Origin of the sequence: Actinomadura gamaensis, assembly GCF_042652125.1 — a bacterium.
Classification (GTDB): domain Bacteria; phylum Actinomycetota; class Actinomycetes; order Streptosporangiales; family Streptosporangiaceae; genus Spirillospora; species Spirillospora gamaensis.
The window spans coordinates 74003-94914 of record NZ_JBHSIT010000003.1 but is presented as its reverse complement, the minus strand read 5'-3'; the positions used below and the strand labels follow the sequence as shown (position 1 = coordinate 94914).

Genomic DNA, 20912 nt, shown 5'->3' with positions numbered 1-20912 from the left:
GGTACCGTCGTGCCGCCGGAGGCGTCCGGAAGCGCGTCCAGCCCCGGGATCAGCCCGGTGTCTCCGCCGTCGTTGCTCACAGGATCGTCCTACCAGATCAGGGGGTGCGCCAGTCCCGTGGAACCGAGCGTGACCGGTTTGAACTCGGCCGGGGTTCGGTGGATCATTGGCCGGTGCCCCCCGGGCCCCGACCGTCCCTCCGGATCCAGTAGGCAGCGTTGACGACCGCATCGGCCTCCGCGCGGGTGGGCTCCGCCCCGGCCGCCCCCTCGACGCCGCCCGCGCCCGGGCCGCGCTGGCGGCGCTGGGCGAACCCGCGCAACCCCGTCCTCGCGGCGACCGCCGTGGCGTTCGTCCTGCACATGGTCTGGGCGCTGTTCCTCGCCACCGACGGCGGCGACCTGTCCGCCCAGGCCGCCTGGACGCACTTCGTCGGGCACTACCCGTGGGCCGCCTACAACCTGTCCTGGTACGGCGGCATCCACGTCGCCTCGTACAGCGTGATCTCGCCGTTCCTGATGGCCTGGTTCGGGATCCGGACGGTCGCGGTGATCAGCGGGACGCTGTCGGCGACGCTCGCCGCGATGATGCTCGTCCGGTTCCGCGCGCCCGTCGCCCTGCCCGCCGCCGTGTGGGCCGCGTTCGCGATCTCCTGCAACTCGGCGTCCGGGCGCACCACCTTCGGCCTCGGCCTGCTGTTCGCGCTCGCCGCCGTGATGTGCGCGTTCACCTCGCGCGGGACCCCGTTCCTGCGCGCCGCCGGGATGGTCGGCTTCGGCCTGCTGGCGACCTTCGCCAGCCCGGTCGCCGGGCTGTTCCTGCTGGTCGTCGGGGCCGCGATGTTCCTCACCGGACGCCGCCGCGCCGGGATCGCGATCTGCCTCGGCATGCCGCTGGTCGTCGGGACGACCACGCTGCTGTTCCCCTTCACCGGCGTCCAGCCGATCTCGCTCCTGGCGATCGTGCTGCCCGCGATCGCCAGCGTCGTGGCCGTGCTGCTGTGCGCGCCGAAGGACTGGAAGATCATCCGGGTCGGAGCGGGCGTCTACCTGCTGGGGATCACGCTGACCTGGCTGATCCCCTCGCCGGTCGGCAGCAACGTCGAGCGGATGTCGCTGGTGTTCGGCGGCGTCTTCCTGCTCTGCGCCGTCGGCCGCGTGACCGACCGGCGCAAGCTGGCCGTCCTCTGCGCCGCGTTCATCGTGACCGGCGTCTGGCAGGTCGTGAAGCCCATGGACGACCTGATCCACACCACCCCCGCCGCGACCGCCGCCGGCCAGTCCCGCGACCTGATCGCCCAGCTCAGGCAGCGCGGCGCGAACCGCGGGCGGGTCGAGGTCGTGCCCCTGCGCTCGCACTGGGAGGCGTCCGGGCTGAGCCGCCAGGTCATCCTCGCGCGCGGCTGGAACCGCCAGGTGGACGCCGAGCGCAACGCCCTGTTCTACGACGAGAAGCTCCTCAACGCCGACTCCTACCGCGACTGGCTGCACAAGTGGGCCGTCCGGTACGTCGTCCTGCCCGAGCAGGAGATCGACTGGTCCTCGCACCGCGAGGAGGTCCTCGTCCGGGCCGGGCAGCCCTACCTGACCGAGGTCTGGCACGACGCGCACTGGCGGCTCTACCAGGTCAACGACCCCGTCCCGCTCGTGCAGGACCCGGCGACCGTCCACCGGTTCCGTCCGGACAAGGTCGTCCTGAACGCGCCCAAGGGCGGCACGTACCTGCTCCGGATCGCCTACTCCCCCTGGCTGAGCGTCCACGGCCCCGGCTCGGGCGCCTGCGTCGCCCCGGTGAAGAGCGGACCGGACAAGGACTTCGTCCAGGTAAGGATCCCCGCGTCCGGCCGCTACACCGTCGGCGCCCGCTACGAACTCCCCCGCGGCACCCCCTGCAAGTAGCCCTCATGTGTGAGGCCCCCTGCTGAAGCAGGGGGCCTCACACATGTGCCGCTTGGGCCAGCCGCAATTCTCAGCCTGCGCCCGAGTGCGTGACCTGCGTCCCGGCCGCGACGGCGAAGCGGAGCGGCCGGGACGCAGATCGCGAAGCGATGCCGCACTCGCCCGGGTCTTCGGGCCCCGTCCGAGCCCTGGGCGAGGACGGGGAGCCGAAGGCTCAGGACAGGCCGGCGTGCTTGGCGAGGGCCTCGGCGCGGTCGGTGCGCTCCCAGGAGAAGTCGGGCTCCGGACGGCCGAAGTGGCCGTACGCGGCGGTCTGGGAGTAGATCGGGCGGAGCAGGTCGAGGTCGCGGACGATCGCGGCCGGGCGCAGGTCGAAGACCTGGGCGACGGCCTGCTGGATCTTGTCGACCGGGACCTTCTCGGTGCCGAAGGTCTCCACGAACACGCCGACCGGGTGGGCCTTGCCGATCGCGTAGGCGACCTGGACCTCGGCTCGGTCGGCGAGCTTCGCCGCGACGATGTTCTTGGCGACCCAGCGCATCGCGTACGCGGCCGAGCGGTCCACCTTGGACGGGTCCTTGCCGGAGAAGGCGCCGCCGCCGTGCCGGGCCATGCCGCCGTAGGTGTCCACGATGATCTTGCGGCCGGTCAGGCCCGCGTCGCCCATCGGGCCGCCGATCTCGAACCGGCCGGTGGGGTTGACCAGCAGCCGGTAGCCCTCGGTGTCGATGTCGAACTCGGCCAGCACCGGGTCGACGACGTGCTCCTTGACGTCCGGGGTGAGCAGCTCCTTGAGGTCGATGTCCGGAGCGTGCTGGGACGACACGACCACGGTGTCGAGCCGGACCGCGCGGTCGCCGTCGTACTCGATGGTGACCTGGGTCTTGCCGTCGGGACGCAGGTAGGGCACCACGCCGCCCTTGCGGACCGCCGACAGCCGGTGCGACAGCCGGTGCGCGATGGTGATCGGCAGCGGCATCAGCTCGGGCGTCTCGTTGGTGGCGTAGCCGAACATGAGGCCCTGGTCGCCCGCGCCCTGCCGGTCGAGGTCGTCCTGCTGGCCCTCCTCGCGGGTCTCGTAGGCGTCGTCGACGCCCTGCGCGATGTCGGGCGACTGCGCGCCGATGGACACCGACACGCCGCAGGAGTGGCCGTCGAAGCCCTTCTTGGACGAGTCGTAGCCGATCTCGAGGATCTTCTCCCGGATCACGCCGGGGATGTCGACGTAGGTCTCGGTGGTGACCTCACCGGCCACGTGCACCTGACCGGTGGTGATCATCGTCTCCACGGCGACCCGGGAGGTGGGGTCGTCCTTGAGCATCGCGTCCAGGATGGCGTCGCTGATCTGGTCCGCGATCTTGTCCGGGTGCCCTTCGGTCACGGACTCCGAGGTGAACAGGCGGCGAGACACGTACGTGAACTCCTTGCAGCGGCTGCTGACTGACGTCGCAGAACGGACTTGTGGTCTCTGTGGCGGGAGACGCCGCCCCCACCGCAGGCTTGCGCTTGAGTTTTCCGTCGGAGTCTATCGGGAATGACCTGGAATTCAGGTAGCCCCGCGCCCCGACCCCGGGTGAGGCGCGTCTCGGTCGTGCCCGCCGAGGCGCGCGGCGACCAGGTCCCACACGACGTCCGCCAGGTCCTCCTTGGGGCCGCGCGGGACGTCGGTCGCCGAGCCGTCCGCACCCAGCACGACCGCGGCGTTGTCGGGCCGTCCGAAGGTGAGATCGGCTCCGACCTCGTTCACCACCAGCAGGTCGCAGCCCTTGCGCTTCAGCTTCTCCCGGCCGTTGGCGAGCACGTCGTCGGTCTCCGCGGCGAAGCCCACCACGACCTGATCCGGACGCTTTCCCGCGCCCAGCTCGGCCAGGATGTCGGGGTTCTTGACCAACCGAATCGGCGCCGGCTCCCCGCCCGGAACCTTCTTGATCTTGGAATCCACGTACTCGGCGGGACGGAAGTCGGCCACGGCCGCCGCCATCACGACCGCGTCCGCGTCCTCGGCGGCGGCGAGCACCGCCTCGCGCATCTCCCGCGCCGACCCCACCGGGACGACGTGCGCGCCCGCCGGGTCCGGCAGCGACGCGTTCGCCGACACCAGCGTCACCCGCGCGCCGCGAGCCACGGCCGTCCGGGCGAGCGCGTACCCCTGGAGCCCCGACGACCGGTTCCCCAGGAACCGGACGGGATCGAGCGCCTCCCGCGTCCCGCCGGCGGAGACCACGACATGCCGTCCGGCGAGATCGAACAGCCCCAGCGCCCGCACATCGACCCGCCGCCCGGCCTCGACCACCGCCCCGGCCCCTCGCCCCGGCCCCGCGCCCGACACGGCGGCGTTTGGCGGCACGGCCTCGCTCGGAACGGCGGCGTCCGGCGACGCGGCCTCAGCCGAGGCGGCGGGGGGCCGGCTTCCGGGCGGGGCCGGCTCGGCGGCGCAGCGGGCCTTCTGCCAGCGGGTGAGGACGTGGCGGGCGACGTCGAAGAGCTCGGACGGGTCGGGCAGGCGTCCCTTGCCGGTGTCCTTGCCGGTGAGGCGACCGGAGGCGGGGTCGATGACGATCGCGCCGCGCTCGCGGAGCGTCGCGACGTTCGCCTGCGTGGCCGGGTGCTCCCACATCTCGGTGTGCATCGCGGGCGCGAACACGACCGGGCAGTGCGCGGTGAGCAGGGTGTTGGTGAGCAGGTCGTCGGCCAGCCCGTGCGCGGCCCGGGCGAGCAGGTCGGCTGTCGCCGGGGCGACGAACACCAGGTCGGCGGACTGCCCGATGCGCACGTGCGGAACGCCGGAAACCCCGTCCCACACGCGGGTGGAGACGGGGTTGCCGGACAGGGCGGCCCAGGTGGGCTCGCCGACGAAGCGCAGGGCGTCCTCGGTCGGCACGACGGTGACGTCGTGGCCGGACTCGGTGAGCCGTCGCAGCAGCTCGCAGACCTTGTACGCGGCGATCCCGGCGGCGACGCCGAGCACCACGCGGGGCTTGTCGGGGGCTGTCATACGGCCGACTCTAGGACGCGGTGATCCCCGCCCCGGACGCCGGGTCAGCCCTCGACGGGCTCGGCCTTCAGCAGGCCCTCGCGGACCTCGCGGAGCGCGATCGAGAGCGGCTTCTCCTGCACCTGGGTCTCGACGAGCGGGCCGACGTACTCGAGCAGGCCCTCGCCCAGCTGGGCGTAGTAGGCGTTGATCTGCCGGGCACGCTTGGCCGCGATGCTCACGAGACCGTACTTGGTGTCGACGACCTCGAGCAGGTCGTCGACGGACGGGTTGGTGATGCCGTCGTTGCTGGCTGCCACGCGGTGGCCCTCCACTAGATGACCGTCGTCGCGGGCCCGGACCCCCGGGTTCGGGGAGTCGGATGCGCGGCGCGGATGCTTACTGACGAACAGCCATCAAGACTAGCAGCTCGTCGACCACGTCCCGTACGGACGTGTTCACCAGCGTGACGTCGAACTCCTTCTCGGCGGCGAGCTCGACCCGGGCGGCCTCGAGACGGCGCTCGATCACGTCCGGCGGCTCGGTGCCGCGGCCGGTGAGGCGGCGGACCAGCTCGTCCCACGTCGGCGGGGCGAGGAAGACCAGCTGGGCCCCGGGCATCGTCTGCCGGACCTGCCGGGCGCCCTGGAGATCGATCTCCAGCAGCACGGGTTCGCCGCGGGCGAGGCGCTCCTCGACCGGGCGGCGCGGGGTCCCGTAGCGGTTGCCCGCGAACTCCGCCCATTCGAGGAGCTCGCCCTCGGCGACGAGCCGGTCGAAACCGGCGTCGTCGACGAAGTGGTACTGCACGCCGTCGGTCTCACCCGGTCGGGGGGACCGGGTGGTCACCGAGACCGACAGCCACACCTCGGGGTGGGCGAGCCGGATCTCGGCGACGACCGTGCTCTTGCCGACGCCCGACGGCCCGGAGAGGACCGTGAGGCGACGGACGAGCCGACCATGCGTCAGCTGGGAGCCGTCCGGCGCGGTCATGGGCGCACCGGAGCTGAGCGAGGTGGAGCCGGATCCGGGCATGCCCGGGCCGGCCGCGACGGCAGCACCGTCGCGCCCGCTCGCGGATCGGGGGTCAGCGGTTTCCACCGCCGCCGAACTCACGCTCCAGGGAGGCGCGCTGGTTGGCGCCGAGACCCCGCACGCGGCGGGATTCGGCGATGCCCAGACGCTCCATGATCTGCTTCGCACGGACCTTGCCCACACCGGGCAGGGATTCCAGGAGAGCCGACACCTTCATCTTTCCGATGACGTCGTCGGACTGACCCTCCTTGAGAACCTCGGCGAGCGAGGTCCCCCCGTGCTTCAGCCGGTTCTTAACCTCGGCACGCTCCTTGCGGGCCTTGGCAGCCTTCTCCAGGGCTGCGGCGCGCTGTTCGGGGGTTAGGGGCGGAAGAGCCACGCCGGGTCACCTCAGGTTTCCACTCGACGGAGTCGGACGGGACGGGAAACTAGCGAGTTCACGGCCCATAAGGCAACGTGAAGTGCCGTTTTACCCGCCACAAAATCACGAAAATCACTCCTTGGAGTGTCCTGAATACAGAGTGTACCCAACTCGGCCCCGCCGGGCGCCCCCACGCCCATCACCAGGACACTTACCCAAGATCGCAACTTTCCCCCCAAATCACCCCGAAAGTCGTCACTCTTCACCCCCACCCCAGATGATCTTGATCACGTTCCCTCCCCCATTCCCCCACCCTCCCACCGCCCCTTCGCCACCCCCCGCCGACCCCCCGAACCCGTCCGCCGGCCCTTCCGAGAAGCCCCGCCCCCGACCCGCCCCCGTCCCGCCCGCCGCCAATCGGGGCGTGCGGTCGGCGCGCAAGGTGTGCGGGCTGAGGTCTCGCCAAGCACAGACACGCGCACGACGCGGGACGGAGCCCTGTGGCTACCGCAAGCGTCGTCCTTGGGGACTCCGCAGGGCGGGCGCGATCTTCGGAGCGCGGGCTGCGCGCGGACGCGTGGTGGGCGCGCGAACGGTAGCAGGGGTGAGGGCCGCGAAACCGCCCCTGCAGGACGTGCAGGACCCGTGGGGCCACGCGCGGCACGCGCCGGGGCGACGCGCCGCACGCGCTGCGCTGGGGCCCACCCGCGCGGGAGGCCGGGGCTGAGGCCTTGCGCGCGGACGCGGGAGGCGTCGGGCTCCGCGCGCACGGGAGGCCAGGCGCTGAGGCCTTGCGCGCGGACACGGGACGCGTGGGACCCACGCGCGCGGGAGGCGGGGCGCTGAGGCCTTGCGCGCGGACGCGGGGCGCTGAGGCCCCTGCGCGCGGGGGGCGGGGCGGTGGGGCTTTGTGTGCAGGACGCGGGGCGCTGGGGTGCTGTGCGCGGGATGCGGGGCGCGTGCGGCGGGTTAGGGGGTGGGGGCGGTGTTGCGGCGGAGGGAGGCGGCGATCGTGGCGGCGGCGGCGCCGGGGTCGGCGGCGCCGGTGATGGGGCGGCCGATGACCAGGAGGTCGGCGCCGGCGGCGAGGGCTTCCTCGGGGGTGGCGACGCGGGCCTGGTCCTGGGTGGCGGCGCCGGCGGGGCGGACGCCGGGGGTGATCAGGGTGATGTCGGGGCCGACCTCGGCGCGGACGGCGGCGGCCTCGTGCGGGGAGCAGACGAGGGCGCGGGCGCCCGCCTCGACCGACAGGGCGGCCAGGCGGAGGACGGCGTCCGAGGCGGGCCCGTCCAGGCCGATGGCGGCGAGGTCGGCGTCGTCCAGGGACGTCAGGACGGTGACGGCGGCGATGCGGGTGTCCGGGGCGGCCTCGGCGGCGGCGCGGATCATGGCCGGGCCGCCCGCCGCGTGGACGGTCAGGTAGGTGGGCCGCAGCCGGGCGACCGCGCGGGTCGCGCCCGCGACGGTGGCGGGGATGTCGTGCAGCTTCAGGTCCAGGAACACCTGGACGCGGCTCGCCCCGCGGACGCTCGCGATCACGTCGGGGCCGTAGCGGAGGTAGAGCTCCAGGCCGACCTTGACGGTGCTGACGTGCGGGGTCACCTGGCCGGCCCAGCGCGCGGCGGTGTCCAGGTCGGGGGCGTCGAGCGCGACGGCGATGGGTGCAGCGGTCACGGGAGTCTCTCCTTGGTCTCGGCCGCGGCTGGATCGGAGGCCGGGGCGTCCTTGGCGCGGGCGCCGGAACGTTTGCGGGGCCGGCGGGCGCCGGACGCCGGCGTCCGGGCCCCCTCCCCCGCGCGCCCGGACGTCGGGTCCGGGCCGGTCGTGCCGTCATTGCTGTTCGAGCGGGCCTCCGCACCACCGCGGGCGCCCGGACGCTTGTTCCCGCCCTTGGCGACGCCGTCACGGGCGTGCGGACGGCCCTCCGCGCTCAGCCCAGGGCCTGCGGGAGCCTCAGGGCTGCCTCCGTCAGACGCGCCGTAGGAGTCGCCGAGCGGGCGTCCATACGCGCCTGCCGACGCGTCGGGCGCTGGGCCAGAGGCCGACGCGTCGGCGAAGGTACCCGCGAATGCTTCGGGTGAACTCGCAGCCGGGTCTGAGCCCCACGACGCGGCGTCCCCGGCGCCTGCGGCCAAGCGAGGCCCTCCGGACGCGGCGTCCCCGGCGCCTGCGGCCAACCGAGGCCCTCCGGACGCGGGGTCAACGGCGCCTGCGGCCAACCGAGGCCCTTCGGACGCGGGGTCAGCGGCGGCTGCGCCTGAAGGAGGCGCTTCGGAGGCGGCGCCTGCGGGAGGGCGCGGGCCTTGGTGCGGGGCGGTTGCGGGCGGCGCGGACGGCCCTGCGGCAGGGGCTTGGCGGCCTGACTCGGCTCCGAACGGGGCGTCAGCGGCCTTGCGGGGCGCCGGACGGGGCGTAGGGCGGGTCGGGCGTCCCGACGCGGCGTTCGGGCTCTCAGCCGCCGGGACGGGCGTCTCCGAAGGCTCGGGAGCGGCTTCCGGGGCGTCCGGGAGGAGGGGAAGGACGCGCGGGGGGACGTAACCGGCGGGCTTGTGGGCGAGGCCGATGGCGTCGGCGAGGTGCGCGATCCGGCGGGAGGCGAGGGCGTCCTCCAACTCGCGCAGGACGCGCAGCGGAGCCGCGGGCTCGTGGAACAGCGTGGTGCCGATGGCGACGGCGCTGGCGCCGGCGAGGAGGAACTCCAGGGCCGCGAGCCCGGAGTCGATGCCGCCGACGCCGATGATCGGGGTGTCGGGCAGCGCGGCGTGCACCTGGTAGACGCAGCGGACCGCGACCGGGCGGATCGCCGGGCCGGACAGCCCGCCCGACACGCCGGTCAGCGCGGGCCGCAGCGTGACCGGGTCGATCGCCATGCCGTCCATGGTGTTGATCAGGGTGAGGCCGTCCGCGCCCGCGTCGACGCAGGCGAGCGCGATGCGGGCGATGTCGGTGACGTCCGGGGCGAGCTTGGCGAGGACGGGCGTGCCGGGCCGCGAGTGCAGCCGGACGGCCCCGACCACGGCCGCCGCCGCGTCCGGGTGCCAGCCGAACATGCGGCCGCGGTCGGCGACGTTCGGGCAGGCGACGTTGACCTCGATCGCGGCGATGTTCGGCACGCCGCGCAGCCGCCGCGCGACCTCGGCGAACTCCTCGACGCTGTTGCCCGCGACGGACACGATCGTCCGGACGTCCCGCTCGACGAGCCAGGGCAGGTCGCGTTCCAGGAACGGCTCGACGCCGGGTCCGGGCAGCCCCATGGCGGTGAGGAGCCCGCTCGGCGTCTCGGCGGCGCGCGGGGTGGGGCGTCCGGCACGGGGCTGGGTCGTCACCGAGGCGGTGGTGAACGCGCCGATCCGGGTGAGGTCGAAGAACGGCGCGAGCTCGCGCCCGGAGCCGCCGCACCCGGCGGCGGTGAGCACCGGGTTCGGCAGCTCCAGCGACCCGATCCGCACGGTCATGTCGGTGGACGCGGCGCTCATCGGACGGTCCCCTCACACGACGGCACGAACGGCTGCGGAAGCGGCGGCACCGTCCGCGGAGAAGGCAGCGACGCCAGGCGCCCAGAGGACGCCGGGCGCGACGAACGCGGCGACATCGGGCGCGGTGAGAGCGGGGATGCCGGGGGTGGCGGGGGTTGCGGGAGGGGGGAGGCGGGGGTCATCGGTCGGCTCCTTCGGACGGGACGGCCGAGAGGACGCGGGGGGCGCCGAGCGCGTCGAACGGGATGGTGCCGAGGTCTCCCCAGCGGACGCGGTCGCCGCGCAGCACCGGGCCGTCGGCGCAGGCGCGGACCATGCGGGTGACGCCGTCGTCGCCGTGGAAGGGCAGGACGCAGGTCATGCAGACGCCGATGCCGCAGACGGCGGTCTGCTGGAGGAACTCCTCCACGAACACCTGGGACGGCAGGCCGAAGTCGCCCGCGACGCGGGTGACCGAGCGGAGCAGGGCGGTGGGGCCGCAGGCGTAGACGACGTCCGCGCCGGTCTCGTCGATGACGCGGGGCAGGACGTCGCGGACGAGGCCGCGCTCGCCGAGGGTGCCGTCCTCGGTGACGGTGACGGCGGAGTCGCCGATGCGCTGGGCCATCCGGGAGCCGAACACCTCCCGCGCGGACGCCCCGCCGAGCACGAAGTGGACCTTGCAGCCGCGGCGGGCGAGGGTGTCGGCGAGGGCGAACAGCGCCGCGCCCTGCGGGCCGCCGCCGACGAGCAGGCAGTGCACCGGGTCGCGGGGCAGCCGGAAGGGCCGGCCGAGGGGGCCGAGCAGGTCCACCTGGTCGCGGGAGCGGCGGGACGCGAGCCAGGCCGTGCCGGGCTCGGTGTCGGCGAACACGATCTCGATCGTCCCGCCGTAGTCGGACTTGACCTCGTACACCGAGAAGCAGCGCCGCACGAGCCGGCCGGAGTGCTCGCCGCCGACGGCGAGCGTCACGAACTGGCCGGGCCGGAACCGCTCGGCGACCGCAGGGGCCACCAGCGTCATCGCGTGGTAGTCCTGCACCTGGCGGACCGTCAGGACCGTCGCCGACGTCTGCACCGGTGAGTCGGACACCCGTCTCCCTCTCGTCCTCGTCCGGGCCGGCGGGCCGTCCCCCGACCGGGAGGACGGCCCGCCGGGGCCCGTTTCCTCAGCTCACCCCTGTCCGAGCACGCCGTGCGCGCCGCGCAGCCGCTCGGCGTGCTCCTGGAGGGAGCGGACGCCGACCTGGCCGCCGGCGATGGCCTCGATGCCCTGCACGGCCGCGGCCAGCCCCTGGACGGTGGTCACGCACGGCACGCCGCGCAGGACGGCGGCGGTCCTGATCTCGTAGCCGTCCAGCCGGGGCCCGGACTGTCCGGGGCTCCCGAAGGGAGTATTGACGATGAGGTCCACCTCGCCGTCGAGGACGCGCCGCACGATGGTGGGCTCGCCCCCGGCGCCGGGGCCGTCGCTGTGCTTGCGCACGATCTTGGCACGCACGCCGTTGCGGCGCAGGACCTCGGCGGTCCCTTCCGTGGCAAGAATCTCAAAGCCCAGGTCAGCAAGGCGCTTGACGGGGAAGATCATGTGCCGCTTGTCCCGGTTCGCCACCGACACGAACGCTCGGCCCTTGGTCGGCAGCGAGCCGTAGGCGGCCTGCTGCGACTTGGCGTAGGCGGTGCCGAACACCTCGTCGATGCCCATGACCTCGCCGGTGGACCGCATCTCCGGCCCGAGGACGGTGTCCACGCCCTGGCCCTTGGCGTTGCGGAACCGGTCGAACGGCAGGACGGCCTCCTTGACCGCGATCGGCGCGTCCAGCGGGAGGGCGCCGCCGTCGCCGGACGGCGGCAGCAGGCCCTCGGCGCGCAGCGCGCCGATCGTGGCGCCCATCATGACCCGCGCGGCGGCCTTGGCGAGCGGCACGGCCGTCGCCTTGGACACGAACGGGACGGTCCGGGACGCGCGCGGGTTGGCCTCCAGGACGTACAGGACGCCCGCGGACAGCGCGTACTGGACGTTCATGAGCCCGCGCACGCCGATGCCGCGCGCGAGCGCCTCGGTGGCCTCGCGGATGCGGCGCAGGTCGTCGTGGCCGAGGGTGATCGGCGGGAGCGCGCACGCGGAGTCGCCGGAGTGGATGCCGGCCTCCTCGATGTGCTCCATGACGCCGCCGAGGTAGAGCTCCTCGCCGTCGAACAGGGCGTCCACGTCGATCTCGATGGCCTCGTCGAGGAACCGGTCGACCAGGACGGGGTGCTCGGGGGACGCCTCGGTGGCCTTCGCCATGTACGACTCCAGCGTGGCGTCGTCGTACACGATCTCCATGCCGCGTCCGCCGAGCACGTAGGACGGCCGGACGAGGACGGGGTAGCCGATCTCGGCGGCGATCTCCAGCGCCTCCTCGTAGGAGGTGGCGGTGCCGTGCTTGGGCGCGGTGAGCCCGGCGCGGTGCAGGACGCGGCCGAACGCGCCGCGGTCCTCGGCGAGGTGGATCGACTCGGGCGAGGTGCCGACGATCGGGACGCCCGCGTCCTTGAGCTGCTGCGCCAGGCCGAGCGGCGTCTGCCCGCCGAGCTGGACGATCACGCCCGCGACCTCGCCGGAGCGCTGCTCGGCGTGCACGACCTCCAGGACGTCCTCCAGGGTGAGCGGCTCGAAGTAGAGCCGGTCGGAGGTGTCGTAGTCGGTCGAGACGGTCTCGGGGTTGCAGTTGACCATGACGGTCTCGTAGCCCGCCTCGGCGAGCGTGAAGGACGCGTGGACGCAGGAGTAGTCGAACTCCACGCCCTGCCCGATGCGGTTCGGCCCGGAGCCGAGGATGATCACCTTCGGCTTCCGCCCCGGCGGGACCTCGGTCTCCTCGTCGTAGGCCGAGTACAGGTAGGGCGTCTTCGCCGCGAACTCGGCGGCGCAGGTGTCGACGGTGAGGTAGACGGGCCGGACGCCGAGGGCGTGCCGCAGCTCGCGGACGACCTCCTCCGAGAGCCCGCGGATCTCGCCGATCTGCGCGTCGGAGAAGCCGTGCCGCTTGGCGTTGAGGATCTTGTCGCGGGTGAGCGCGTCCTCGGCGGTGCGGATCTCGTCGGCGATCTCGTTCAGCCCGGCGATCTGGTCGAGGAACCACGGGTCGATCCGGGTCGCCTCGTGGGCCTCCTGGATCGTCGCGCCCGCCCACATCGCCCGCTGGACGGCCCGGACGCGCCCGTCGTGCGGCTCGGCCGCCTCGGCGAGCCACCGGTCCTTGTCGCCGGGCGGGCCGGCCCAGGACAGCGCCGAGCCCTTCTGCTCCAGCGACCGCAGCGCCTTCTGGAGCGCCTCGGTGAAGTTGCGGCCGATGGCCATGGCCTCGCCGACCGACTTCATGTGCGTGGTGAGCGTGCCGTCCGCGCCGGGGAACTTCTCGAACGCGAACCGCGGCACCTTGACCACGACGTAGTCGAGCGTCGGCTCGAACGAGGCCGGGGTCTCGCGGGTGATGTCGTTCGGGATCTCGTCCAGCGTGTAGCCGACGGCGAGCCGCGCGGCGATCTTGGCGATCGGGAACCCGGTGGCCTTGGACGCCAGCGCCGAGGAGCGGGAGACGCGCGGGTTCATCTCGATGACGATCATCCGGCCGGTGCCGGGGTGCACGGCGAACTGGATGTTGCAGCCGCCGGTGTCGACGCCGACCTCGCGGATCACCGCGATCGCGACGTCCCGCATGTTCTGGTACTCGCGGTCGGTGAGCGTCATCGCGGGCGCGACGGTGATCGAGTCGCCGGTGTGCACGCCCATCGGGTCGAGGTTCTCGATCGAGCAGACGATGACGACGTTGTCGTTGCGGTCGCGCATCACCTCCAGCTCGTACTCCTTCCAGCCGAGGATGGACTCCTCCAGGAGCACCTCGCTGGTCGGGGACGCGTCGAGGCCCGCGCCCGCGATGCGGCGCAGGTCCTCCTCGTCGTGCGCGAAGCCGGAGCCCGCGCCGCCCATGGTGAAGGACGGCCGGACGACCACGGGGTAGCCGAGCTCGCCCGCCGCGGCGAGCACCTCGTCCATGGTGTGGCAGATGACCGACCGGGCGGACTCGGCGTTCAGGCCCTGCTCGCGTGCGACCTTGGCGACGACCTCCTTGAACCTCTCCCGGTTCTCGCCCGCCTGGATCGCGTCCACGTCGGCGCCGATCAGCTCGACGCCGTGCGCGGCGAGGACGCCGTTCTCGAAGAGCGCGATGGCGGTGTTGAGGGCCGTCTGGCCGCCCAGCGTGGGCAGCAGCGCGTCCGGCCGCTCCTTGGCGATGATCTTCTCGACGGTCTCGGGGGTGATCGGCTCGACGTAGGTCGCGTCCGCCATCTCCGGGTCGGTCATGATCGTCGCCGGGTTGCTGTTGACCAGGATGACCCGCAGGCCCTCGGCCTTCAGCACCCGGCACGCCTGCGTCCCGGAGTAGTCGAACTCGGCGGCCTGCCCGATCACGATGGGCCCGGAGCCGATGACCAGGACGGACCGGATGTCTTCCCTGCGCGGCATTACTTCCCGGCCTCCATGATCTGGACGAACTGGTCGAAGAGGCCCGAGGCGTCGTGGGGGCCCGCCGCCGCCTCGGGGTGGTACTGGACGCTGAACGCCGGGCGGTCGAGCAGCCGCAGGCCCTCGACGCAGCCGTCGTTCAGGTTCACGTGCGAGACCTCGGCCGGGCCGTAGGGGGTGTCGAACGGGCCGTCCTTGGGGGCGTCCACGGCGAACCCGTGGTTGTGCGCGGAGATCTCGACCTTGCCGGTCCGGACGTCCTGGACGGGCTGGTTCACGCCGCGGTGGCCGAACCGCAGCTTGTAGGTGCCGAGGCCGAGCGCGCGGCCGAAGATCTGGTTGCCGAAGCAGATGCCGAAGAACGGCCTGCCGGCCGACAGGACGCCGCGCAGGGCCGCGACCTGGTCGTCGGCGGTCTCCGGGTCGCCCGGGCCGTTGGAGAAGAACACGCCGTCCGGCTCGACCGCGAGGATGTCCTCGGCGGTGACCGTGGCGGGCAGGACGTGCACCTCGATGCCGCGCTCGGCCATCCGGTGCGGGGTCATGCCCTTGATGCCGAGGTCCACGGCGGCGACCGTGAAGCGCCGCTCGCCGATCGCGGGGACGACGTACGCCTCCTGCGTCGCGACCTCCTCGGCGAGGGACGCGCCGGCCATCTGCGGCGACTCCTGGACGCGCCGGAGCAGCTCGTCCACCGGGGCCTGCGCCGCCGGGCCGGAGAAGATCCCGGCGCGCATCGCGCCGCGGTCGCGCAGGTGCCGGGTCAGCGCCCGGGTGCCGGTGATCGCGATGCCGACGACGCCCTGCTCGCGCAGCGCCGCGCCGAGCGAGCCGGTCGCCCGCCAGCTGGACGCCACCCGCGCGGGCTCGCGGACCACGTAGCCGGCGACCTGGATGCGGCCGGACTCGGGGTCCTCGTCGTTCACGCCGGTGTTGCCGATGTGCGGGGCGGTCATCGCCACGATCTGCCGGGCGTACGAGGGGTCGGTGAGGGTCTCCTGGTAGCCGGTCATGCCGGTGTTGAAGACGATCTCGCCGAAGGTCTCCCCCTCGGCGCCGTAGGCGACCCCCTGGAACGTCCGTCCGTCTTCGAGAACGAGTAGAGCGGGGGGTGGGGTCACTGGAGCTTCCCTTCGAGGACGGTCGCCCGGCCGCGCAGGAACGTCGCGACGACGCGTCCGGGCAGCTCCATCCCCGCGTACGGGGTGTTGCGGCTCTTGGAGGCCATCGCGGTCGGGTCCACGGCGCGGCGCGGCGACGGGTCGTACAGCGTGATGTTGGCGGGCGATCCCGCCTCCAGCGGACGACCCTGTCCGGAGAGGCGGCCGATGCGGGCGGGGCCGAACGACATGCGCTCGGCGACGCCGGCCCAGTCGAGCAGGTCCGTCTCGACCATGGCCTCCTGGACGACCGACAGCGCGGTCTCCAGGCCGATCATGCCCATCGCGGCCACGGCCCACTCGGTCTCCTTGGCCTCGACCGGGTGCGGCGCGTGGTCGGTGGCGACGATGTCGATCGTGCCGTCCGCCAGCGCGTGCCGGAGCGCGGTGACGTCGTCGGCCGTGCGCAGCGGCGGGTTGACCTTGTAGGTCGGGTCGTAGGACGCGGCGAGCTCGTCGTTGAGCAGCAGGTGGTGCGGGGTGACCTCGGCGGTCACCTGGCACCCCTTGGACTTGGCCCAGCGGATGATCTCCACCGAGCCGGCCGTGGACACGTGGCACACGTGCAGCCGCGACCCGACGTGCTGGGCCAGCAGCACGTCGCGGGCGATGATCGCCTCCTCGGCGACCGCGGGCCAGCCGCGCATGCCGAGCGCGGCGCTCATCTCGCCCTCGTTCATCTGCGCGCCCTCGGTCAGCCGCGGCTCCTGCGCGTGCTGGGCGACGACGCCGTCGAACGCCTTGACGTACTCCAGCGCGCGGCGCATGACGACCGCGTCCGACACGCAGTGCCCGTCGTCGGAGAACACCCGGACGGCGGCGGCCGAGTCGGCCATCGCGCCCAGCTCGGCGAGCCGCTCGCCCCTGAGGCCCACGGTGACCGCGCCGACCGGCTGGACGTCGCAGTACCCGGCCTCGCGGCCGAGCCGCCACACCTGCTCGACGACGCCCGCGGTGTCGGCGACCGGGTCGGTGTTGGCCATCGCGTGGACGGCGGTGTAGCCGCCCATCGCGGCGGCGCGGGTGCCGGACTCGACGGTCTCGGCGTCCTCGCGGCCGGGCTCGCGCAGGTGGGTGTGCAGGTCGACCAGGCCGGGCAGGGCGATCAGGCCCTGCGCGTCCACGACCTGCGCGTCCACGACCTGCGCGTCCGCGGCGTCCAGGCCGGTGCCGATCTCGGCGATCACGCCGTCCCGCAGCAGCAGGTCGGCCGGCTCCCCGCCGAGCACCCGGGCGTTCTTGATGAGGTACGCGGTCACTGGGAGACCTCCTTGCCGATGGCGGGCTCGGACCCGCCGAGCAGCAGGTAGAGAACGGCCATGCGAGCGCTCACGCCGTTGGCGACCTGCTCGACGATGGTGGACCGGACGGAGTCGGCGACCTCGGCCGCGATCTCCACGCCCCGGTTCATCGGGCCGGGATGCATGACGATCGCGTGGTCGGCCAGGCGCGCCATGCGCTCGGCGTCCAGGCCGTAGCGGCGGCTGTACTCGCGGACGGTCGGGAAGTACCCGGCGTTCATCCGCTCGTGCTGGACGCGCAGCATCATCACGACGTCGCTCTTCGGCAGGACGGCGTCCAGGTCGTAGGAGACCTCGGCGGGCCAGGTGTCCACCGCGACCGGCAGCAGCGTCGGCGGGGCGACCAGGGTCACCTCGGCGCCGAGGGTGTTCAGCAGCAGCACGTTGGACCGTGCCACACGGCTGTGGAGGATGTCGCCGACGATGGTGACCTTGCGGCCCTCCAGGTCGCCGAGGCGGCGGCGCATGGTGAAGGCGTCCAGCAGCGCCTGGGTGGGGTGCTCGTGGGTGCCGTCGCCGGCGTTCACCACGCTGCCCCGGACCCAGTTCGCCAGCCGGTGCGGCGCGCCGGACGCGCCGTGCCGGATGACGACGCCGTCCGCGCCCATGGCCTCCAGGGTGAGCGCGGTGTCCTTCAGGCTCTCGCCCTTGCTGACCGACGAGCCCTTGGCGGAGAAGTTGATGACGTCCGCGCTGAGCCGCTTGGCGGCCGCCTCGAACGAGATCCGGGTGCGGGTCGAGTCCTCGAAGAAGAGGTTGACCACCGTGCGCCCGCGCAGCGTCGGGAGCTTGCGCACCGACGCCTCGGTCGCGCGGGCCAGCTCCTCGGCGGTGTCGAGGACGAGCAGCGCGTCGTCGCGGGTGAGGTCGGCGGCCGAGATCAGATGGCGCTTCACTTACTTCTCCTCCTTCGGACCGAGGAGGACGGCGTCGCGGCCGTCGTTCTCGTCCAGCAGGACCTTCACCGTCTCGCGCATCGAGGTGGGCAGGTTCTTGCCCACGTAGTCGGCGCGGATCGGCAGTTCGCGGTGCCCGCGGTCCACCAGGACGGCGAGCTGGACGGCGCGCGGGCGGCCGAGCTCGTTCAGCGCGTCCAAGGCGGCGCGCACGGTGCGGCCGGAGAACAGCACGTCGTCGACCAGCACGACGACCCGGTCCTCGATGCCGCCCCTGGGCAGCTCGGTGCGGCCGATCGCGCGCGGGGCGCGCAGGCGCAGGTCGTCCCGGTACATCGTGACGTCGAGCGAGCCCCACGGGACGGGCCGGCCCTCGACCTCGCGCAGCGCCGCCGCCAGCCGCTCGGCCAGCGTCACGCCGCGGGTCTGGATGCCGAGCAGGGCGACGTCCTCGCCGCCCTTGGTGCGTTCGAGGATCTCGTGCGCGATTCGGGTGAGCGCGCGCCGGATGTCCGGTCCCTCCAGAACGGCCTTCTGCCGGGGGTCGCCGGAGCCACGGTCGGTCACGCGCGTCTCGGCCGGATCGTCCGGCCGGTGGGCAGCATTCACCGCCTGAACCTCCTTTCCCGCCTCACGGGACGGGTCTTAAAGGACGCCTTGTCCCCGACAAGGTAGCAGGCCGCATCCGGTGGACCGAACCCCACCCCGTCACGAAATACCAGGTGAGAGCGGTCACACCGGGGCCGCGCGCGCCCGCGCGCGGAAGCCGTGCGGGAGGGTCGCGGAACGCCCGCCGGGCGGGACGTGCGGGCCTTCGCGACGATCCGGACGACCCGGATCGACACCTACGGATTCGACCGCTTTTTTCCAATCGGCTTGACCTGGGAGCGTCACCGTTTTACCGTCACTGTCCGTAACCATCCCTGGAGGGGGACTTCCGGGCCGTGACGGGCTCGGGGGACACCTCCCCCGACGCCGGACCGGCCGGTGCCGGGGCCATCCGAGAACGACGACGAGAGTGAGCCTGGGGGGCCGCGAAATGCCGTCTGAATACGCTAAGGCTCTCGGCGCGCGCCTGCGCGCCATCCGCACCCAGCAGGGGCTGTCCCTGCACGGTGTGGAGGAGAAGTCCCGTGGCCGCTGGAAGGCCGTCGTCGTGGGTTCGTACGAGCGGGGCGACCGCGCCGTCACCGTTCAGAAGCTGGCCGAGCTCGCCGATTTCTACGGCGTGCCGGTCTCCGAGTTGCTGCCCGGCGGAGCCGCGCCGAGCCCGCTCGGGCCAACGCCCAAGCTCGTCATCGACCTTGAGCGCCTGCAGCAGCTTCCGAAGGACAAGGCCGGTCCCCTCGCCCGCTACGCCGCGACGATCCAGAGCCAGCGGGGCGACTACAACGGAAAGGTCCTGTCCATCAGGCAGGAGGACCTGCGTTCTCTTGCCGTGATCTACGACAAGTCCCCGACCGAGCTCACCGAGGAGCTCATCGGCTGGGGCGTGCTGGACCCCGAGGCCCGCAGGGCCGTGGAGTCCTTCTAGCACCCCGTACCGCCGCCCGGAGAGCCTTCCGGACGGCGGCACGGACGCTCTTCACCGAACGGCCCGGCGGTCCCCCGACCGCCGGGCCGTTCGGCTGTTCGCGGCGACACCAGGCGATTCGCGCCGCCCACCGAAACTGCGGCGCGTGCGGACGCTGCGCCGGCGACCGGTCGCCGACGCCCGGTCGACGGCGCCCGGTCGACGGCGCCCGGTCGGCGGCGTTATGCGCGCCGTTTCGGCTTCGTGTCCGCGGTCGTGTTCGTGTTCGCGGTCGTGTTCGTGTTCATGTTCGTGTTGGGTTCACGCTGTGCTGTCCGGCCGGGTGTTAACGCTGTGCGCTGGGTTGTGCAGATGCACATTCATGCGGATGTGCATCGACGGCTTCCGAGGGCCTTCCGACGGGACGCCGTTTCGGAGCGGCGAGCGCGAGCGCGAGGACACCCGTCATCGCGACGGCGGTCACGGCGAAGCCCGTCGCGTAACCGCTCTCCCCCGGATGCCCGTGGACGGCCGACGCGGTGAGGATCACGGCGCTGACCTGCGTGCCGAGCGAGCCTCCGACCGTCCTCAGCAGCGTGTTGACGCCCGTGGCCACGCCTGTCTGAGCGGGCTCGACGGCCGCGACGACCAGGTTCGCGACCGCCGCGTAGGCCAGCCCGAGCCCCACGCCCCGCGCGGTGCCGCCGATGTAGAGCTGCCACATCGTCTCGTGCGCTATGGCGACGAACCCGTAGCCCAGTCCGGTCAGCACCGCTCCCACCACGAGCACGGCCCTCGAACCGACGCGATGGTGAAGCCGTCCGGCGGCGACGCCCGCGAGCGTCATGCCGATGCTCGCCGGAAGCTGCAACATCGCGGCCTGCGTGGCGCTCCCCGCGAACCCTGTAGGACGCGGCGCCTGCACCAGCAGCGGGAACAGCACGCCACCCGCCATCAAGCCGTAGCCCGCGAGCAGGGACGCCGCATTGGCCGTCCAGACCCCGCGCACACGCATGAGCCGCGGATCGACGAGCGGCTCGTCCACCCGCCGCTCCACGCACCACCAGACGACCGCCAGCGCCGCCGCGGCGCCCGCCAGCCCCAGCACCCCGGCGGACGTCCATCCCCACGCCATGCCCTGCGTGAGGGCCGTCAGGGCCGCCACCATCCACGCCGAGAACAGGCCCGCGCCCCACCAGTCGACGCCCGCTCCGGGCCGTCCGGGCACCTGCGGCACGACTCTCCACGCCGTGACGATCCCCGGGACCAGCCCGACCACCGGCAACCACAGCAGCCACCGCCAGCCCAGCAGGTCGATGACCGGCCCGGCCACGCACCACGACAGCGCCCCGCCGAGCCCCAGCATCGACGACATCAGCCCGACCGCCGCCGCCGTCCGTGCGGGCGGCAGGACGCTCCGGATGACCGTGTAGGCGAGCGGGAACACTCCCCCGCCGATGCCGGCCAGCGCCCGTCCGGCCAGCAGCACCCCCAGCGACGGCGCCACAGCCGAAAGGACCGTTCCAGCCGTCGCGACCGCGAGCACCACCAGCAGCACCCGCCGGGGACCGTAGAGATCCCCGAGCCGCCCCACCACCGGCGTCGCCACGGCCGCCGCCAGCATCATCGCCGTCAGCCCCCAGGCCGCACCCGCCGCACTGGTATGCAGATCCCGCTGCACGATCGGCATCGCAGGCGTCAACACGGCCATCGAAAGCGAATACCCGACCACCCCGAGAAACGCGAGCAACGCAGGCAGCCCCGCCCGCACCACCGGCTCCCCAGAAGCTCTCGCCTCCGCCCCGG

The 20912-nt window shown here is 73.1% G+C and carries 16 protein-coding genes; 2 read left to right on the top strand and 14 right to left on the bottom strand.

Annotation, left to right across the window (positions count from 1 at the left end; translation table 11 throughout):
• Positions 1 to 218 precede the first annotated feature (218 nt).
• Positions 219 to 1898, top strand: a complete 1680-nt coding sequence (locus ACFPCY_RS10890) for an MFS transporter (RefSeq protein WP_378253946.1) — start codon at positions 219 to 221, stop codon at positions 1896 to 1898.
• Between the two features lie 214 nt (positions 1899 to 2112).
• On the opposite strand, the gene metK is transcribed toward ACFPCY_RS10890, so the two are convergent.
• From metK to pyrR, 13 genes are all read right to left on the bottom strand, one after another.
• Entirely contained in the window at positions 2113 to 3309 is a 1197-nt protein-coding gene (gene metK, locus ACFPCY_RS10885) for a methionine adenosyltransferase (protein WP_378253944.1), read from the bottom strand.
• Positions 3310 to 3444: 135 nt separating this feature from the next.
• Entirely contained in the window at positions 3445 to 4893 is a 1449-nt protein-coding gene (locus ACFPCY_RS10880) for a bifunctional phosphopantothenoylcysteine decarboxylase/phosphopantothenate synthase (protein ID WP_378253942.1), read from the bottom strand.
• 44 nt (positions 4894 to 4937) lie between these two features.
• The gene (gene rpoZ / locus ACFPCY_RS10875) at positions 4938 to 5192 is read right to left on the bottom strand and encodes a DNA-directed RNA polymerase subunit omega (RefSeq protein WP_117359693.1); all 255 of its coding nucleotides are present in this window, start codon (positions 5190 to 5192) and stop codon (positions 4938 to 4940) included.
• A 79-nt stretch (positions 5193 to 5271) separates the two neighbouring features.
• A complete protein-coding gene (gmk, locus tag ACFPCY_RS10870) occupies positions 5272 to 5865 on the bottom strand; it encodes a guanylate kinase (protein ID WP_378253941.1) in 594 nt (197 codons plus the stop codon).
• A 94-nt stretch (positions 5866 to 5959) separates the two neighbouring features.
• On the bottom strand, positions 5960 to 6286 hold the full coding sequence (gene mihF / locus ACFPCY_RS10865; RefSeq protein WP_026411631.1) for an integration host factor, actinobacterial type: 327 nt from the start codon (positions 6284 to 6286) through the stop codon (positions 5960 to 5962).
• 951 nt (positions 6287 to 7237) lie between these two features.
• A complete protein-coding gene (pyrF, locus tag ACFPCY_RS10860) occupies positions 7238 to 7942 on the bottom strand; it encodes an orotidine-5'-phosphate decarboxylase (RefSeq protein ID WP_378253939.1) in 705 nt (234 codons plus the stop codon).
• Positions 7939 to 9744, bottom strand: coding sequence for a dihydroorotate dehydrogenase (locus ACFPCY_RS10855; protein ID WP_378253937.1), 1806 nt, complete (start codon positions 9742 to 9744; stop codon positions 7939 to 7941). The genes pyrF and ACFPCY_RS10855 overlap by 4 nt, the downstream gene beginning before the upstream one ends.
• Positions 9745 to 9922: 178 nt before the next feature.
• A complete protein-coding gene (locus ACFPCY_RS10850) occupies positions 9923 to 10816 on the bottom strand; it encodes a dihydroorotate dehydrogenase electron transfer subunit (protein WP_378253935.1) in 894 nt (297 codons plus the stop codon).
• 81 nt (positions 10817 to 10897) lie between these two features.
• Positions 10898 to 14236, bottom strand: coding sequence for a carbamoyl-phosphate synthase large subunit (carB, locus tag ACFPCY_RS10845; RefSeq protein WP_378253933.1), 3339 nt, complete (start codon positions 14234 to 14236; stop codon positions 10898 to 10900).
• On the bottom strand, positions 14236 to 15357 hold the full coding sequence (gene carA / locus ACFPCY_RS10840; protein ID WP_378253931.1) for a glutamine-hydrolyzing carbamoyl-phosphate synthase small subunit: 1122 nt from the start codon (positions 15355 to 15357) through the stop codon (positions 14236 to 14238). Before carA ends, carB begins: the two co-directional genes overlap by 1 nt.
• Positions 15354 to 16655, bottom strand: coding sequence for a dihydroorotase (locus ACFPCY_RS10835; protein WP_378253929.1), 1302 nt, complete (start codon positions 16653 to 16655; stop codon positions 15354 to 15356). Before ACFPCY_RS10835 ends, carA begins: the two co-directional genes overlap by 4 nt.
• Positions 16652 to 17593 carry an aspartate carbamoyltransferase catalytic subunit gene (locus ACFPCY_RS10830; RefSeq protein ID WP_378253927.1) on the bottom strand — a complete coding sequence of 314 codons (942 nt, stop codon included), beginning with the start codon at positions 17591 to 17593 and terminating at the stop codon, positions 16652 to 16654. The genes ACFPCY_RS10835 and ACFPCY_RS10830 overlap by 4 nt, the downstream gene beginning before the upstream one ends.
• Positions 17594 to 18160 (bottom strand): bifunctional pyr operon transcriptional regulator/uracil phosphoribosyltransferase PyrR, encoded by a 567-nt coding sequence (gene pyrR, locus ACFPCY_RS10825; RefSeq protein ID WP_378255108.1) that lies wholly within the window; start codon positions 18158 to 18160, stop codon positions 17594 to 17596.
• A 472-nt stretch (positions 18161 to 18632) separates the two neighbouring features.
• Between pyrR and bldD the strand changes: the two genes are divergently transcribed.
• Entirely contained in the window at positions 18633 to 19127 is a 495-nt protein-coding gene (gene bldD / locus ACFPCY_RS10820) for a transcriptional regulator BldD (protein ID WP_021597992.1), read from the top strand.
• Between the two features lie 325 nt (positions 19128 to 19452).
• Here the strand turns inward: bldD and ACFPCY_RS10815 are convergent, their stop codons facing one another.
• A complete protein-coding gene (locus ACFPCY_RS10815; RefSeq protein WP_378253925.1) occupies positions 19453 to 20838 on the bottom strand; it encodes an MFS transporter in 1386 nt (461 codons plus the stop codon).
• Positions 20839 to 20912 lie beyond the last annotated feature (74 nt).